The sequence below is a fragment of the Promicromonospora sp. NPDC023805 genome, from assembly GCF_040639635.1.
Classification (GTDB): Bacteria; Actinomycetota; Actinomycetes; order Actinomycetales; family Cellulomonadaceae; genus Promicromonospora.
Genome location: NZ_JBFAAH010000018.1, coordinates 23,045 through 40,131 on the forward strand (window position 1 = coordinate 23,045; position 17,087 = coordinate 40,131).

At 71.5% G+C, this 17,087-nt stretch carries 14 protein-coding genes; 1 reads left to right on the plus strand and 13 read right to left on the minus strand.

The features are described 5' to 3' along the window. Positions 1 to 23: 23 nt before the first annotated feature. The 3 genes from AB0F70_RS17810 to AB0F70_RS17820 form a co-directional block, all read right to left on the minus strand. Positions 24 to 677 carry a Poxvirus protein I5 gene (locus tag AB0F70_RS17810; protein WP_357450882.1) on the minus strand — a complete coding sequence of 218 codons (654 nt, stop codon included), beginning with the start codon at positions 675 to 677 and terminating at the stop codon, positions 24 to 26. 151 nt (positions 678 to 828) lie between these two features. Then, complete coding sequence (locus AB0F70_RS17815) at positions 829 to 2,124, minus strand: extracellular solute-binding protein (RefSeq protein ID WP_357450884.1); 1,296 nt, start codon at positions 2,122 to 2,124, stop codon at positions 829 to 831. Positions 2,125 to 2,283: 159 nt separating this feature from the next. Then, entirely contained in the window at positions 2,284 to 3,357 is a 1,074-nt protein-coding gene (locus AB0F70_RS17820) for a substrate-binding domain-containing protein (RefSeq protein ID WP_357450887.1), read from the minus strand. Between the two features lie 98 nt (positions 3,358 to 3,455). On the opposite strand from AB0F70_RS17820, the gene AB0F70_RS17825 reads away from it, so the two are divergent. After that, positions 3,456 to 5,486: a DUF2264 domain-containing protein gene (locus AB0F70_RS17825; protein WP_357450890.1), complete on the plus strand. Its 2,031-nt coding sequence runs from the start codon at positions 3,456 to 3,458 to the stop codon at positions 5,484 to 5,486. A 19-nt stretch (positions 5,487 to 5,505) separates the two neighbouring features. Here the strand turns inward: AB0F70_RS17825 and AB0F70_RS17830 are convergent, their stop codons facing one another. The 10 genes from AB0F70_RS17830 to AB0F70_RS17875 form a co-directional block, all read right to left on the minus strand. After that, positions 5,506 to 6,435: a carbohydrate ABC transporter permease gene (locus AB0F70_RS17830; RefSeq protein ID WP_357450892.1), complete on the minus strand. Its 930-nt coding sequence runs from the start codon at positions 6,433 to 6,435 to the stop codon at positions 5,506 to 5,508. Then, positions 6,432 to 7,421: a sugar ABC transporter permease gene (locus AB0F70_RS17835; RefSeq protein ID WP_357450895.1), complete on the minus strand. Its 990-nt coding sequence runs from the start codon at positions 7,419 to 7,421 to the stop codon at positions 6,432 to 6,434. Before AB0F70_RS17835 ends, AB0F70_RS17830 begins: the two co-directional genes overlap by 4 nt. Before the next feature lie 2 nt (positions 7,422 to 7,423). Continuing rightward, entirely contained in the window at positions 7,424 to 8,758 is a 1,335-nt protein-coding gene (locus AB0F70_RS17840) for an extracellular solute-binding protein (protein WP_357450898.1), read from the minus strand. Positions 8,759 to 9,044: 286 nt separating this feature from the next. Next, positions 9,045 to 10,157 (minus strand): Gfo/Idh/MocA family oxidoreductase, encoded by a 1,113-nt coding sequence (locus tag AB0F70_RS17845; RefSeq protein ID WP_357450901.1) that lies wholly within the window; start codon positions 10,155 to 10,157, stop codon positions 9,045 to 9,047. A 133-nt stretch (positions 10,158 to 10,290) separates the two neighbouring features. Then, positions 10,291 to 11,793 (minus strand): mannitol dehydrogenase family protein, encoded by a 1,503-nt coding sequence (locus tag AB0F70_RS17850; protein ID WP_357450904.1) that lies wholly within the window; start codon positions 11,791 to 11,793, stop codon positions 10,291 to 10,293. Continuing rightward, positions 11,786 to 12,640, minus strand: a complete 855-nt coding sequence (locus tag AB0F70_RS17855) for an ABC transporter permease subunit (RefSeq protein ID WP_357450907.1) — start codon at positions 12,638 to 12,640, stop codon at positions 11,786 to 11,788. The genes AB0F70_RS17850 and AB0F70_RS17855 overlap by 8 nt, the downstream gene beginning before the upstream one ends. Then, a complete protein-coding gene (locus tag AB0F70_RS17860; RefSeq protein ID WP_357450910.1) occupies positions 12,640 to 13,575 on the minus strand; it encodes an ABC transporter permease in 936 nt (311 codons plus the stop codon). The genes AB0F70_RS17855 and AB0F70_RS17860 overlap by 1 nt, the downstream gene beginning before the upstream one ends. Then, positions 13,572 to 14,693, minus strand: a complete 1,122-nt coding sequence (locus tag AB0F70_RS17865) for an ABC transporter ATP-binding protein (protein ID WP_357450913.1) — start codon at positions 14,691 to 14,693, stop codon at positions 13,572 to 13,574. Before AB0F70_RS17865 ends, AB0F70_RS17860 begins: the two co-directional genes overlap by 4 nt. Further along, positions 14,694 to 15,923, minus strand: coding sequence for an extracellular solute-binding protein (locus AB0F70_RS17870; protein WP_357450915.1), 1,230 nt, complete (start codon positions 15,921 to 15,923; stop codon positions 14,694 to 14,696). Positions 15,924 to 15,978: 55 nt separating this feature from the next. After that, positions 15,979 to 16,989, minus strand: a complete 1,011-nt coding sequence (locus AB0F70_RS17875) for a LacI family DNA-binding transcriptional regulator (RefSeq protein WP_357450918.1) — start codon at positions 16,987 to 16,989, stop codon at positions 15,979 to 15,981. Positions 16,990 to 17,087: the final 98 nt, after the last annotated feature.

The following is a 17,087-nucleotide window of genomic DNA, read 5'->3' on the forward strand; positions in this document are numbered from 1 at the left end:
GATGCGCCGCGGTAGGCGAGCGGTCAGGAACGGTTCGTTCGGCGGGTCTCTACCGCTACCGCCGCCAGGCTCAGCAGGCCGCCCGTCACCAGCACGAGGGGCACGAGCATCCAGACGAGCACCACGCACATCACCAGGGCGGCGACCAGCAGCGCCGATCCGGCGACGTCGTCGCGGAAACGGGCGGCGCCGCGCGACAGCAGCTGCCGCACACCGCCGGCGCCCGGCGCGGCCTCGGAGCCGGGCGCCGGGTCGTCGTCGGACCAGGCGGCCGCTGCACGCACCAGCACTACTGCCGCGCACGCCGCGGCCGCCCAGGTCACCCAGCGGACGGCGGACGAGCCCGGGAGCGCGCCCGTCGTCGTCAGCCCGGTGTTGAGGACGACGACGACCACGGCGACCACCAGGAACACCCCCAGCAGCCAGAGCTCCCGCACCGCCGCCAGCCAGTCCCGCACGAAGGTGCGGACGGAGGTGTCGTAGCCGCCGAGATGGCGGCGCAGGTGCGCGACGCCGGCCGCGAGCGCAGCGGGCAGCGTCACCACGGGCACGCTCCCGACGAGGACGAGGAGCCCGGTCAGCAGGGTCTCGCCGAGCAGGGCGAACCGCCCTTCGCCCGGCACGCGAGCGCGCTCCGGCTGCTCCTCGGGCTCGTCGGCCTGCTCCTGAGAGTTCACGGGGACTCCGACTCCTCTGTCGGACGGCGGTCGGCGTCTGCGTCGCTCGTCGTCGGTCCTGAAACGATACAAAGGGACCTTAGCAGCCGTGCGTACGGGTCGAGCCTGCCGAGAGGGGTCTCGACAGGCTCGACCCGCAGTGGGTGGGTGGTCAGCGTCCCGCGGCCAGGGCAGCCTCCGCCTCCGTGAAGAACTGGTCCACCGCGTCGTCCAGGCTGACCGCCTCGTGCGCCAGGTCGCCGTTGATCCGCACGAACGCGGTCTCGACGGTGCCGAATCCCGCGACGGGCGGCGGCGCCGAACCGGTGAGCTGCGGTTCGAGTGCCGCCTCGTACTCCGCCACCTGCGCATCCACGCCCACTGGCTCGAAGCCCTCCAGTGCGGTCGACGACGCCGGGACACCGCGCGAGATGCCGAAGACCTCGCCGACCTCCGGGTCGTTGGTGATGAAGTCGATGAGGGCGGCCGCCTCTTCGGGATGCTCCGACCCTGCGCCCATGGACAGCATCAGGGAGGGCTTGAGGAACAACCCGCGCTGCTCGGGGTCGTCAGCGGGCAGGGGCAGCATCGCGAGGTTCGCGCCGTCGGCGCCCTCGCTGAACCGCACCAGGAAGTTGTCCCAGCTGATCTCGGACGCCGTCTCCTTGGCGCCGATGGCGTCTATCCCCTCGAGCTGGTCCAGGCGCTCCGCCGGCAGGAAGGAACCGTCCTCGTGCAGAGGAGCGGCACGTCCCCACCACTGGGCCAGGTCGTCCTTCGTGAAGCCGAGCGCGCCGTCCTCGAACAGGCTCTTGCCCTGCTGCCCGAGCCAGATCTGGAACAGCCAGAGGAGCTGCGTGTAGTCCACGGAGCCGTGCACCACCGGGTCCTCGCCGGCGCCCGCCTCGGCGACGTCCGCCAGGAACGCGTCGTACTCGTCCCAGGTCAGGTCGCCCTCCGGCACCTCGACGCCGAGCTCCCCGAGCAGGTCCGTGTTCACTATCGTCGCCAGCGTGTTGGTGCTGGTCGGGATCGCGAAGGTCTGGCCGTCGAGCTGCGTGGACTCGACCAGGCCATCGGGCAGCGCCGAGGTGTCGATCTGCTCGCCGACGTGCTCGTCGAGCGGGGCGATGCGCCCGCTCTGCCCGTACTCGGCGAGATAGGCGAGGTCCATCTGGATGACGTCGGGCAGGCTGCCGCTCGCCGCCTCGGTGTTCCGCGCGCTCCAGTAGTCGCCCCACGCCGCGAAGTTGGTGCGCACCTCGACGCCGGGGTTCTGCTCCTCGAAGAGCGCCACCGCCTCCTCGTACCGCTCGGCGCGCGACGTGTCGCCCCACCAGGCGAAGTCGAGGACCACCGTCTCGTCCCCGGCGCCGGTGTCGCCGGCCGAACACCCCGTCATGACCAGCGGCAGCACAGCTGCCGCGGCGATCAGGGCCCGGGCGCTGCGTGCGTCCGTCCGTTTCATCGTGAGCCTCCTTGCTCAGCCGTCTGCGCCTCCGCGCACACCAGGATCCTGCCCGTGGAGCACGGCGAACCGACGGAAACGGACAACAACGGTCAAGCGCATCGACATGTCGGAAGTGCCGGTCACACCGGGGGTCACGCAGGGTTCTGACGGGTCGGTTCAGCGCTGCGCACCGCCGCACGACTCCCGGACCGTGAGCCGCGGCAGCAGGTCGACGTGCCGCGGTGGCCGCCGGTCCTCGTCCTGCTCGGCGATCCGGTCGACGAGGAGGCGGAGCGCCTCGCGACCCAGCTCCCACCGGGGCGGCGTGACGGCGCTCAGCGGCACCGCCGCCAGCTCGGCGTTCTCGTCGTCGTACGCCACGATCGCGAGATCCTGCGGTACGCGCAGCCCCCGGTCCAGCGCGGCCTCCACGAGGCGCGCCGCGTGGTGGTCGGTATGCACGATGACGGCGCGCACCCCGGTGCGGACACACTCGTCGAGCAGGCGGCCGACGGCGAGCTCCAGCTCGGCCGGGTCGTCCTCCCCCTTGGGCAGGGACGCCGTCGGCGCCGCCCCGAGCCCGATCCTGTCGACCGCCTGTCGGTACCCCTCGCGCACGTAGGGGGCGGTCGGTGTCCGGTCGTAGACGGCGAGCGCTATGCGGTCGTGACCGAGCGCGGCAAGGTGCTCGACGGCGACCACCGCGCCGTGGGTCAGGTCCGTCCGGGCCAGGTCCAGCTCGCTGAGCCGCGTCATCCCGTCGATACGGCGCTCCACCAGGACCACCGGAACGGGGATGCCGCACGCCCACGCGGCGAGGTCGGCGGGTTCCCGGCCGCGGGTGGTCGGGGCGATCGCGATACCCGCCGCTCCGAGGGCGAGCATGCGCGCGACCTGCGACTTCTCGACCTCTGGCCGGTAGTGCGAGACACCGAGCACCAGCCGGGCCCGGACCGCTGGGGCGAGGGACTCCATGCCGCGCACGAACTGGGGAAAGTGCGAGGTGGTGCTGGGTACGACGACCCCGATGAGGACGCGAGCCGCCTCGGGCCCCCGCGACGCGCGGAGCGCTATGGCGCCGCCGTGCACGCGCGCCAGCTTGCCGGCCCGGTCGAGCGCCATGATGTCGCGGCGGATCGTGACCTCGGAGACGCCCAGCCGTTCCGCGGCCTCGGCCGACCGGAGGCTCCCCCGCAGCTCGACCTCGCGCAGCAGGTACTCATGCCGGGCCCGCGGCAACCGCACGCTCACCCCGCCCCTCCCTCTGTCGCCCGCCTTGTCGTGGGCGTGGGTTGAGCGGAAATGTTCGATCGGACGCATCGTGCATCCGGGTCGGTGAGACTCCCGCAGTGACGAGTCCTGATACCGCTGTCCATCCCGCCCTCCGACCCGGTCACCGCTGGACCCGCGACCGGTGGCTGACCACCGCCGACCGGCTGCTCGACGCGACGGCGACGTACGCCTCCCCCGGCCGGTCGCTCGTCCGGCTGCCGGGCCCCGTCAGCGCCTCGGGTGCGTGGAGCGACGGGCTGGAGGGTTACGCCCGCACGTTCCTGCTCGCCGCATTCCGCCTGCGGGGCGAGGACGGCGCCGACCCGGGCGGGCTCCTCGAGCGCTACGCCGAAGGCCTGCGCCACGGTACCGACCCCGCGCACCCGGAGCGCTGGCCCCGCATCGACGAGCGGCGCCAGGCCGTCGTCGAGGCCGCCTCCGTCGCGGTCGGGCTGTCCGAGACGCGGGAGTGGCTCTGGGACCGGCTCGACAAGACGACCCGGGAGCGCACTGTCGACTGGCTGGCCGGGATCGTCGGCACCCGGGGATACCGCAACAACTGGATCTGGTTCCAGAACATCGTCGAGGAGTTCCTCGCCTCGGTCGGCGGCCCGTGGGACCAGGCCGACCTCGACCACAACGAGGAGCTCCAGGAGCGCCTGTACGTGGGCGACGGCTGGTACTCCGACGGGCACGGCCGCGACGGCCGGCGGCAGTCCTTCGACTGGTACGCGGGCTGGGCCTGGCACTTCTACCCGGTGCTGCACGCGCGCATCCAGGGCCGTCCGCTCCCGCAACGGCACGCCGACCGGCTGCACGCCTACCTCGGCCAGGCCCAGCACCTGGTGGGCACCACTGGCGCGCCGCTCCTGCAGGGCCGGTCCGCCACCTACCGCCTGGGCATGCTCGCCCCGTTCTGGGCGGGCGCCCTGGCGGGGGCGACGCCGCTCGCACCCGGGCAGACCCGCGCGCTGACGGGCGCGGTCGCCGAACACTTCCTGGCCGCCGGGTCGGTCGACGAGCAGGGGCTCCTGCCGGTCGGCTGGCACGGCCGCTACGACCGCATCCGGCAGCTGTACACCGGCGCGGCGTCGCCGTACTGGGCGAGCAAGGGATTCCTCGGGCTGCTGCTGCCGCCCGACCATGCCGTCTGGACGGCGGAGCCCGAGACGCCCGAGCCCTGGCACGACGGCGCGGTGGTACCGCTGCGCGCGCCGGGCTGGCTCGTCTCCACCACGCCGGAGGACGGTCTCGTCCGCATCGTCAACCACGGTTCCGACCGTCTCATGGAGCATGCGGCGGAGCCGCACGCCGACGACCCGTTCTACCGGCGGACCGCCTACGCCAACCTGGTAGCGCCCCAGCTCTCTCAGGACGCGATAGCCGCGCCCGTCGAGTCCCACGTCGCGCTGCTCGACGCCGACGGCGTGCCGTCCCACCGCGACGGCGTCGACCGGCTCGCGCTCGGCGATCATGTGGCCACCTCGTGGTCGCGGGTGCACTGGCTGGACCTGCCCGCGTCGTCGTCGGACGGCGCCGCCGCCACCTGGGCGTCGATGCGCCGCGGACCGCGCCTGGTCACCGCGTCGGTGGTGCGCGGGCGGTTCGAGGTCCGCATCGGCTGGTACCTCCAGGACGTGCCGGACGGCGTGCCCGGCGACGGTGCGGACGTCGACGGCGCCGCGGCGTGGCCGCTCGACGTCGGCCCGTGGAGCCTGCACGTGGGCGGCTGGGCCCTGGCCGCGCCGGATGCGGCGGGCCTGACCGTCGAGACCGGCTCGGACTGGGTGCGCGCCATCCGGCCCGATGGGCTGTCGTCGCTGGTCAGAGGCCTGACCGGGCTGAGCGTGCCCGGGATCAGGCGACGGCTCGGGGCCGACCCGCTGGGTGCGGCGTCGGCCACCCCGTGGGTGCGCAGCAGCCGGCCCGTGACGCCAGGCGAGGTGGGTGCGGCGCTCGTCGTGCTGACGGGCGCCCCGTCGCCGCTCGACCTGGATGCGGTCGAGTCGGTGACGAGCCTGCCCGACGCCGACCGCACCCGGGTCGCCGTCCGCTGGCGGGAAGGGGCGGTGGACGTCGTCGACGGACCCACCAGCCCTGCCCCGTGAGCGTGCCCCGGTGGGCCGGTCAGCCCTTGAGGCCCTGCGTCGCGACCCCGTCGACGAGGTACCGCTGGAACAGCACGAAGAACAGCAGCACCGGCAGGAGCGCGAGCACTGCCATGGCCATCTGCGCGCCGTAGTCGGAGATCGATGTCTGGTCCACGTACATCCGCAGCGCGATGGGCAGCGGGTAGGTGTCGGGCTGCTTGAGGTAGAGCAGCGGCCCGAGGAAGTCGTTCCACGACCAGATGAAGGCGAAGATCGAGCTGGTGATCACCGCCGGGCGCATCAGCGGGAGGAGCACGAGCCGGAAGATGCCCCAGTGCCCGCACCCGTCGATGCGCGCCGCCTCGTCGAGCTCACGGGGCAGCCCGCGCAGGAACTGCACCATGAGGAACACGAAGAACGCCTCGGTGGCCAGGAACTTGGGCGCCAGCAGCGGCAGGAACGTGTTCACCATGCCCATGGAGTTGAACAGGATGTACTGCGGGATGATCACCACGTGGAACGGCAGCAGCATCGTGCCGATCATGATGGCGAAGTACACCCCGCGCCCCGGGAAGCTGATCCGGGCGAACGCGTACGCCGAGACGGTCGACGACAGGACTACGCCGACCACCGAGCCGACCGCGAGGATCAGCGAGTTGAGGACGAAGGTCCAGAACGAGATCCCGCCGATCCCGCTGAGCGCCGAGACGTAGTTGTCGAGCGTCCACGTCTCCGGCCACAGGTTCACGTTGCCGACGATGTCGCCGTTCGGCTTGAACGTGCTCATCAACATCCACACGCCGGGGTACAGGATCACCACGGCGATCGCGAGCACGGCCACGTGGAAGATCACCGAGCCGGTGCGCCGCCGCTGGCGTGCCTTGCTCGACGACGAGTGGTCCCGGTCCGCACGCGGAGCGGTCCCCGCGCCCAGCGCGGTCGGGCTCGGGTAGCTGGTCTCGCTCATCGCACGTCTCCCGTGTAGTGGACCCACGCACGCGAGGTGCGGAACAGGACGGCGGTGATGATCCCGACGACGAGCACGAGCACCCAGGCCATCGCCGAGGCGTACCCCATCCGGAACTCCGTGAAGCCCTTGATGTAGAGGTAGAACGTGTAGAACAGCGTCGAGTCTGCAGGACCACCGGTACCGCCGGAGATGATGAAGGCAGAGCTGAACACCTGGAACGCGCCGATCGTCTCGAGCAGCAGGTTGAAGAACAGCACCGGGGACAGCAGGGGGATCGTCACCGAGATGAACCGCCGGATCGGCCCCGCGCCGTCGACCTCCGCCGCCTCGAGCAGCTCTGCCGGGATCTGCTTGAGCCCAGCCAGGAAGATCACCATGGGGGCGCCGAACTGCCACACCGCCAGGAGGATCATCATCGGCATGGTCATGTTGGGATCGCCCACCCAGCCACCGCCGGGCAGCCCGAAGAACTGCTGGACCTGGTCGGCGATGCCGTCGTCGATGAACATCGCACGCCACACGATCGCCACGGAGACGCTGGCCCCGATGAGCGACGGCGCGTAGAACATCGAGCGGTACGCGCCCTGGCCGCGGTGCTTCGCGTTCAGCAGCAGCGCCACCGCGAGTGCAGCGGCGAGCTTTACCGGCACGCCCACCAGCACGTAGATGGCGGTGACCTGCGCGGACTTGAGGAACCGCGGGTCGGCGAACAGCGTGGTGAAGTTGTCGATGCCGACGAACTCCGGCGCCTCGAACAGGTTGTAGTCGGTGAACGCGAGGTACAGCGACATCAGCATCGGGCCGGCTGTCAGCAGCCCGAACCCCAGGAGCCACGGGGACAGGAACGCGTAGCCGGCGCGGATGTCGCTCCGCTTGCGCGGCGACCTGCCGGCGCCGCCCCGCGCGGGGGCCGACGTCGCCGTCGTCCCCCGCGCGCTGCCGCGCCCGGCCGCTTGGCCGCGCTCGGTAGTGGTAGCCGACATGGTCATTCCCCGCCGAGGTTCGCTTCGGCGCTCTGGAACCACTGGTCGGCGAACTCCTCGGCGTTGATGTTGCCGTACGCGAGCTCCTCGCCCAGCCGCTTGAACTCGGCCTCGACGACGCCGTAGCCCTCGCCCGGGAGCGGCGTCTCGGCGGTCACCAGGTCGGCCACCTCTTCCTCGTAGGTCACGATCTTCGAGTCGATCGAGCCCTCGGCCAGCTCCATCGCGTCCTTCTGGGCCGCGACGGCGGGCACGCCCTTCGACGTACCGAAGATCTTGCCCACCTCGGGGTCGTTCACCAGGAAGTCGATGAGCGCGGCCGCGGCGTCCGGCTCGTCCGTGTTGGCGGACGACGAGAGCAGCATCGACGGCTTCCAGAACTGCTGCGAGCCGTCGGCGCCCGTGGGCACCGGCAGGATGCCGAGGTTCTCCGTACCCGCACCTGCCGCGTATCCGGCGAGCATGTTGTCCCAGGTGATCTCGGTGGTCGCCTGGCCGACCTGCATCCCGCCGAGCGGCTCGACCTGCTTGGCCCGCTGGATCGGGAAGAACACCTTGTCGTCACGCAGCGGCTGGGAGCGCTCGACCCACGCGACGAGGTCCGCCTTCTCGAAGGCCGGGGAGCCGTCCTCCGCGAACGGAGCCTTGCCCTGCTGGACCAGCCACTGGATGAAGATCCAGAGGGCGCCGGTGTAGTCCGTACCACCGTAGACCTGGGGGTCCTTGTCCGCCCCGGCCTCGCTGACCTCGCGGAGCCAGGCGTCGTACTCGTCCCAGGTCAGACCCTCGGCCGGCGGCTCGATGCCGAGCTCGTCCAGGAGGTCCTGGTGGTAGAACATGCCGAGCGTGTTGGTGCTCGTCGGGATGCCGAACTGGCCGCCGTTGACCGAACCGGAGCCGAGCAGCGTCTCGTCGTAGTCGCCGGTCTCCAGGTTGACGCCGACCTGGCTCGACAGGTCGAGCAGCTGGTTGTTCGACGCGTACTGGTGGATGTACGCGAGGTCCATCTGGAAGACGTCGGGGAGGGTCTGGCCTGCTGCCTCGGTGGTGCGGGCGGTCCAGTAGTCGTCCCAGGCCTGGAACTGGGGCTTGACGTCGATGTTCGGGTACTTCTCCTCGAACAGCTTCACCGCTTCCTCGTAGCGGTTCGCGCGGTCGTCGTCTCCCCACCAGACGAGGGACAGCTCGATGTCCCGGTCGGTGGCGACGGGCGCGGCCTCGGCAGTGGTGGCGGCGTTACCGCCTCCCCCGCACGCCGAGAGGGTGAGCGCGGCGACCGCCGCGATAGCCGTTGCGTGGACGGCGGCCTTACCGGTGGTGGTGCGTGTGCGAACCACGTGAGCCTCCTTGCTCGTACTGCTGTTGGCGCGCCGGCTGCGTCCTCGACGGCCGACTGAATCGATACAATACCGCTCCGGGAAGCGTTGTCCAGGGCTTCAGGTCAGGAATTCGTAACGAAGTGCACCGATACAACCCATCCGCCCCCGACCGCAGGCCCGGTCGCTGGACCGGCCGAGCGTAGGTCTGGTCGCCGCGCGAGCGGCCATGCAGCGACCAGACCTACGTCCGTGCGACGGAGGCGACCAGGCCCACGTTCGACGCCGTCGTGGCGGAGCCGGGCCGTCAGGGCGCGACGGCGGGCGCCGGGGCGACGTCCTTCACCGGGGCCCACGCCGGTCCCGTACCGCGCATGGACTCGTGGAACGGGTCGCCCGGCCCGATCTCGCCCGCCCGGACGACCGCGCCGGTGAACGCCGACCGGTAGATGGCGGCGACCAGCTCGAGCGTGCCGCGCGTGTCACCGACGGTGACCGGGGGCGCCTCGCCGGCCGCGAAGGCCTGGTAGGTCGGCAGGAGCTGGGCAAGGTGTCCGGAGGGCAGGGCCGCGGGGTCCGACTGCCAGAGCTGGCCGACGTCGGCCCGGTCCTTCGCGGGCGTGAACGTCCAGTCGGCGTCGTCGTACCCGTACAGGTGCGACAGCTCGATGGTCGCCGCCTCGGTGTCGAACCGCAGGTCGGAGGTCTCCCGCGGGGACAGCAGGGAGTTGGTGATGGTCGCCATCGCGCCGTTGGCGAAGCGCACTATCGCCATCGACACGTCCTCGGTGTCCACGCGCCGGGCGAGCCGTCCGGCCATCGCCGTCACCTCGGACCAGGGTCCGAGGACCGCCAGCAGCAGGTCGAACTGGTGGATGCCGTGGCCCATCGTGGGCCCGCCGCCCTCGGTGTCCCATCGCCCGCGCCACGGCACCTCGAAGTACTCGGGCGCGCGGAACCACATGGTGTCGCAGGTCGCGACGAGCGGGCGGCCCAGCGCACCGTCGTCGAGCAGCCGCCTGAGCTGACGCAGGCCGTGCCCGAACCGGTGCTGGACCACCTGGGTGAACGTCGCGGTGGAGGCGGCCTCGGCCTCCGCGATCAGGTCGATCTCGGCGAGCGAGAGCGTCGCCGGCTTCTCCACGACCACGTGCACGCCGGCCTTGAGCGCGGCGACCGCCGCGTCCACGTGAGCGCCCGGCGGGGTGCACACGTGCAGCACGTCGGTGTCGGCGAGCACCTCGGCCAGGTCGGTGCCGTGTCCGGCGACGCCGTACTGCTGGGCGAACGCCTCAGCCCGTGCCGGGTCGATGTCGAGGGCGTGCGCCAGGACGGCGTCCACCCCGTGCTGCGGCAGCGCTGCGATCGCTTCCGCATGGGTCCCGGCGATGGCACCCGTACCCAGGATCGTGACTCTCATGTCTCTCCGTCCTCATCGACGTGGTGAATCGTTTCACCGTCCGCTGCCGACCGTACCAGCCCTCGTTGAGTGCGGGATATTCGCCCCTGCAGCTGGGCTCAACGGGCGAATATCCCGCACTCAACAGAGAGGGTTAGCGGACCGAGGCGATCTCCTCCGCCACCGCGTCCAAGAAAGTCTCCGGGGTGGTTTCCGGCAGCAGGCCCTGCAGTCCGAGCAGGGCCCGGACGTCCTCCTCGGCACCGGCCAGTCCCTCGACGTCGCCCAGACCGTCGGAGCCGCCCGGTACCTCGAAGGCGCTGACCACCGCCTCGAGCTCCTCGGCCCGCGGGTCGTCCACGCCCTCGCCGGAGAGCGTCCGACGCCGGACGAACTCCGCCCAGGCGGCCAGCGCGAACGCCACACCGCGCGGCTCCCGGCCGGCGGCCAGCGCGTCCGCGAGGACGCCGCCCCACCGGTACGGGATCTTCTGCGTGCCGTCCATCGCCACCTGCGCCGTGGTGTGCCCGGTGTGCGGGTTGGCGAACCGGGCGAGGATCTGCTCGCCGTACTGGTGCAGGTCCAGGCCCTCGGGCGGGGTGAGCGTCGGCAGCGCGTCCTCGAAGAGGTACTGCCGGGCGCGCTCGGCGATCGCGGGGTCGGCCATCGCCGCCGCGATCGTCGTATGCCCCGCGAGCCACCCGGAGTACGCGACCAGGGAGTGCGTCCCGTTCAGCAGCCGCAGCTTGGCCTGCTCGAACGGCGCGACATCCTTGGTCAAGGTGGCCCCGGCCGCCTCCCACGCGGGGCGCGGGCCGGCGAACCGGTCCTCGATCACCCACTGCGCGAACGGCTCACCCACCACGAGCCCCTCGTCCCGCGCGCCCAGCGCCTGCGCGACGTGGTCGCGCTGCTCCGGCGTCGTCGCGGGCACTATCCGGTCGACCATCGAGCACGGGAAGGTGACGTGCCCGTCCAGGAATCCGCGCAGGGCATCACCCTCCGCCCCGGGCAGGCCCGCGTCCACGGCCTGCCGCACCAGACGTTCGAGCACACGCCCGTTGTCCACCATGTTGTCGCAGGTCAGCACGGTGATCGGCGCCCCGGACGCGGCGCGCGCCGCGAGGCCGCGGACCAGGAGCCCGATCGCCGACGTCGCCGGGCGCACCGGCGACCCACCCTGGGCACCGGCCTGCACACCGGCCCGGAGCACCTCGAGGTCCCCCGCGACGGCGTCCAGGTCGAGCGCCCCGTCCGGCGTCCGGGCGTACCCCTTCTCCGTGATCGTCAGCGTGACCACATGGGTGGACGGCGCCGCGAGCGCCGCCAGCACCCGCTCGGTCTCCTCCGCGGGGTAGGCGACGTCGACCACCGAGCCGATCAGCTCGACGGACGACTCCTGCTCGCCCGCCGTCAGCACCGCGTACACGCCGCCCTGCGGGCGGAGCTGGTCGCGGACGGTCGCCGACCGCTGGGTCACGCCGAGGATCCCCCACGAGGTGTCGCCCGTGGCGATCGCCGCGCGTTCGGTATAGACGGCCTGGTGCGCTCGGTGGAACGCCCCGATGCCGAGGTGGACGATGCCCACCGCCGTCGGCATCACCGGCGCGTCGATGCCCACGGGGACGTTGTCCCGGTGCAGGCGGTCGTCAGTCATCGCGTGTCTCCTTCACCTGTGCCACGAGCTGCGTCGGGTTCACGAACCGCAAGGCAGCCACGAGCATGACGAGCATGGTCGCTGTATAGATCACCGACATGGCCGAGATGAGCTGTCTCGCCTCACCACCGCCGGCGGATGTCATGCCACGGTAGATCGCTACGACGAGTGTGTCCGATCCAGGGCCGGACACGAGGAACGTCAGCTCGAACAGCCCGACGGTCCGGACGAGCACGAGGATCGCCGCGGCGAGGATACCGGGCACGAGCAGCGGGGCGAGGACCCGCGTGAACACCTGCCGGGTCCGCGCCCCGCACATCCGGGCGGCGGACTCGATGGCCGGGTTGATCTGCTCGATGAACGGCGTCATGGTCAGGATCACGAACGGCACGGACGGGACGAGGTTGACCAGCACGACGGCGGTCAGCGTGCGCCCGAGCCCGAACGAGTACATGACCGTCGCGAGCGGGATGCCGTAGGTGATGGGTGGCATGAGCACCGGCAGCAGGAACAGCAGCATGATCGCGCGCTTGCCCGGGAAGTCGCGGCGGGCGAGCACATACGCGGCGGGCACGCCAACGGCCACGGAGATGACGACGACGAGCGCCGCCACGCCGACCGTGACGCCGACGACCTCGCCCAGCGCGAACCGGTCCCAGGCCTCTGTGTAGCGCTCGGTGGTCAGGCCATCGGGCAGCCAGGTGTCGAACCACTGCCGTCCGAACGAGTCGACGACCACCGCGACGAGGATGCCCAGCAGGAACACCCCGAACGCCGTCATGCCTGCCCAGACGAACCAGGTGGACGGCCGGGCGGCGATCGGCCGCTCGAGCGTTGAAGCGGCCATCAGCCCTTCCCTCCGGTCGTCCCTCGGTACAGCAGCGACCGCAGGCCCAGCACGGCCACCACGACGATCAGCTCTACCGCGCCCATCATCAGCGCGATGGTGGACGCCATCGCGTAGTCGTTCTGCTCGCCGAACGCCCGGAACGCCATGAGCGACATGACCCGGGTCTCGCCCATGGCGTCACCGACGAGCCGCGCCGACGGGAACACCGAGAAGGCGAGCACGAACGTCAGCACGAAGGTGGTCGCGAGGCCCGGCGCCAGCAGGGGCAGGATGATCCGCCGGAACCGCTGCCACCAGCCTGCGCCGAGCGTCTTGGCCGCCCGTTCCAGCGACGGGTCGATGCCCGACAGATAGGACGAGATGAGCAGGAACGCGAACGGGAAGCCGGTGATGACCAGGGAGAACATGACGCCCAGGTAGTTGTTCACCAGCTTGAGCGGTTCGTCGATGAGGCCGATCTCGAGCAGCGTCCGGTTGATCCAGCCCTGCCGTCCCGCGAAGATCAGCAGCCCCTGGGCGGTGAGCACGGTGCCCAGCGTGATGGGCAGCACCAGCAGCGACGTCAGCAGCCGCTTGCCGCGGAACCGGTGCCGCAGCACCATCGCGACCGGCACCGACGCCAGCACGTTGAACAGGGCCGCGGGGAGCGCGAGCCGCATGGTGATACCGACGGAGTCGAACACGAACGGGTCGCGGAAGAACGCCACGTAGTTCGCGAAGATCCCGCCGCCCCACTGTTCCTGCATCGCCGCGGTGGGCTGGACGGTGAGCCCTATCCCGTACGAGAACGGGTACACGAACAGCGCGACCGCCACGACGAGGCCGGGCACCAGCAGGAGCAGGATCGGGTCGACGCCCCGCTCGGCCAGGCGGTGCCGCAGGCTCGCGGTGGCGCGCCCGGCCCGCGGCCCGCCACCCCCGCTCGAGCTCATGCCGCCACCTGCACCGGCGCGACGGCGTCCAGCGACTCCGGGAACACCAGTACCCGCTCGACCGGCGCCGTCAGCCGGACCGCACTGCCGACCTGCGGGGCCGCCGGCGTCCTTGCGTGCAGCATCGTGTCGCCGGTCTGCACCCCGACGGCGTGCTCGCGACCGTGGTACTCGACCACGGCGACCGTGCCGGGAACGGCGCCCGCTCCGCTGGTCGATGCGGGCTCGCCCTGCTCCACCACGAAGTCCTCCGGCCGGATCGCCACCCGCACCTGGTCCCCCGCGCTCAGGGCGCCGACCGCGCGCCCCGTGAGCCGGACCCCGCCGTCGGCCGTCCCGGGGAGGGCGACCACCACCTCGCCCCCGGACGCCGACACGACAGTCGCGGTCAGGATGTTGCGGTACCCCATGAAGTCGGCGACGTACCAGCTCGTCGGGCTCTCGTAGAGCTCGTCGGGCGTGCCCACCTGCTGCACGCGACCCTCCCGCATGACGACGAGTCGGTCGGCCAGGGACAGCGCCTCCTCCTGGTCGTGCGTCACGTAGATGGTCGTGAGCCCCAGCGACTGGTGCAGACGCCGGATCTCCGTGCGCATGTCGAGGCGGAGCTTCGCGTCGAGGTTCGACAGGGGCTCGTCCATGAGCACCAGCGACGGTTCGAGCACCACCGCGCGCGCGATCGCGACTCGCTGCTGCTGCCCGCCCGAGAGCTGGCCCGGCAGCTTCTTCGCGTGGTCGCCGAGCTTGACGAGCTTGATCGCCTCGCGCACCCGCGAGTCGATCTCGGCCCGGGGCCGCCCCTGCATCTGCAGGCCGAACGCGACGTTCTTCTCCACGGACAGGTGCGGGAACAGCGCGTAGGACTGGAACACCATGCCGAACCCGCGGCGCTCGGGCGGCAGGGTGTCGATGCGCTTGCCGTCGAGCAGGATCTCGCCGTGCGTCAGCGGGAGCAGGCCGGCGAGGCAGTTCAGCGCGGTCGACTTGCCGCAGCCCGACGGCCCGAGCAGGGCGACGAACTCGCCGGACCTGATCGTCAGGTTCAGGTCGGACAGCGCGTCGACCCCGCCGAACCGCCGTCCGACACCGCGCAGCTCCAGGGAATCGAAGTCGCTCACCTAGGACTCCTCCTCCACCTTGCCGCCGCCGACCTCGCGGTCCCAGATGTCGAACGCCTTGACCATCGACTCGGCGTCGAGCGGCACGACGGCGTCCTGCGACTCGATGAGCTCGTCGAACAGGGGCCGACCGAACTCCTCGATCACGTCCTGCGACTTCTGCGGCGCGAGGTCCAGCGTGGCGCCCTCGACGGCCGGGCCGGGGTAGAAGTAGCCGGCGTCGTACGCCTTGGCGTTCTGCTCGGGAGTGAGCATGTCCTGCAGCAGGAGCATGATCGCGCTGATCTTGTCCGCGCTCTGCCCCTTCGGGATGGCCGCGTAGTGCGCGTCGGTCACCCACGTGAAGTCGTCGAACGCGGCGGCCTGCAGCTTGTTCGGGAGCTGGCCCTCGGCGCGCGGGGCGATCTCCCAGCCGGTGGTGGTGGGGATCATCGCCCAGGTGCCGTCGGCCATGTTGGTCACGACCTGGCCGGTGCCCGTCGGGTAGGTGTCGACGTACTCGCCGAGCTCCTTGAGGTACGCCCAGGTCTTGTCCCAGCCGTTCTCGGGGTCGGTCGGGTCCTCGTCACCCAGGATGTAGGGCAGGCCCATGAGGAACGTCCGGCCGGGACCGGAGTTCGCGGGGCGGGCGTACCCGAACTTGCCGGGGTTGGCCTTCGCCCACTCCAGCAGCTCCTCCGGGGTCGCGGGCGGCGCGTCGACGACGTCCGGGTCGTACTGCAGCAGCGGCCCCGACGGGTAGTACGTCGTCACCACACCGAAGCCCTGGGCGAGCTCCTGCATCTTCGCGGCGGGCTCCAGGTAGTTCTCCTGGTTCGACACCCGGTCGCCGTAGTCGTCCACGATCGGCAGCCACAGGTCCTGGCTGATGCCGGCGGCCAGCCCGTCGTTACCGGTGAAGACGACGTCGATGGACAGGTTGCCGCTGTCGACCTGCGGCTTGACGATGCCCGTGACGTCGGGGGCGCCGCCCGTCTCCCAGGTGACCGACTCGATGACGTCCGGGTTGTTCTCGACGAACTCGTCGACCATGCCCTCGGTGAGCCGCTGGTTGCCCGCGACGTCGAGGATGTTCAGCGTGACGGGCTCGGAGGGCGTGTCGGGGACGTCCGCCGCGTCGGTGACGGCTCCGCCTGCCTCGCCGCCGGGGGGCGCGGGCGGGGTACACGCGGTCAGCAGGGTCAGTGCCGCGACGCCGGCGAGCGCCACAGCCTTCTTCGAGGTGCGCATGGTGCCTTCCTCTCTCTCGGGCTCCTTCGCCCAGGGATTGTTGCCGGGACGGGCGTCAGTTGACCGGCCCGGCAGGGACGGGTCCTGTGGACCCGCGAATCGTGAGCTCCACGGGGAGCTGTGAGCTGACGGACGTCCCGCCGCGCAGGCGGGCCAGTAGCAGGTCGACGGCGCGGCGGCCCAGCCGGGCGAGCGGTGCGTGCACCGTCGTGAGCGCGGGCGAGACGAGGGTGGCGAGCTGGACGTCGTCGAACCCGACGACGGACATCTCGCCCGGTACGTCCACGCCGCGGTGCCGGAGCCGGTCCAGGATCCCGAGCGCCATGAGGTCGTTGAACGCGACGACGGCGGTCACGCCGCTCGCCAGGGCGTAGTCGGCTGCCTGGGTGCCGCCCGCGAAGTACGGCTGGAAGGTACCGAGCTCCACCAGCTCGACGTCCCGCTGCTCGGCGGCAGCCTTCAGCCCGGCGACACGGCGGCTGCCCGACCAGGACGACGGCGGGCCGGCCGCGACGCCCACCTTCCGGTGCCCGAGCGCGTACAGGTGCCCGAGCACCTGGGCGACGCCGTCGGCGTCGTCCACCGAGACGCACGGGACCTCCGGCGTCTCGGGGTCGGAGCCGCCTGTCAGCTCCCGGCTGGCCAGGACGGCGGTCACGCCCACGAGCGCCGCGCGCAGCTCCGCGTCACCCGACCGCGGCGAGGCGAGGACCAGGCCGTCCGTCCGGGCGGCGAGTGCGCCGATCAGCTCGGCCTCGACGTCCGGGTCCTCGTCGGAGTCGGCGACGAAGACCTCGTAGCCCTCCGCGCGGGCGCGCGCCTGCACTGCCTTGGTCACGGTGGCGAAGTAGGGGTTCTCCAGGTCGGGCACCAGCAGGCCGACGGCGTGCGTGCGCCCCATCCGCAGGCCGCTCGCCGCCTGGTTGGGCCGGTAGCCGAGCTCGGTAGCGATGCGGGTGACCCGGTCGCGGGTCTCTGCGGCCACACGTTCCGGGGAAGCGAGGGCGCGCGACACCGTGGAGATCGAGACCCCGGCGGCGCGAGCGACGTCGTGCACCGTGACCATGGCACCCCCTCGTAACCGTTGCGACGCTGCAAACGTTTGCACCATACCCTAGGTTAGAGTGCAAACGTTCGCACCACCCTCCGTCCGGCCGCCCGACC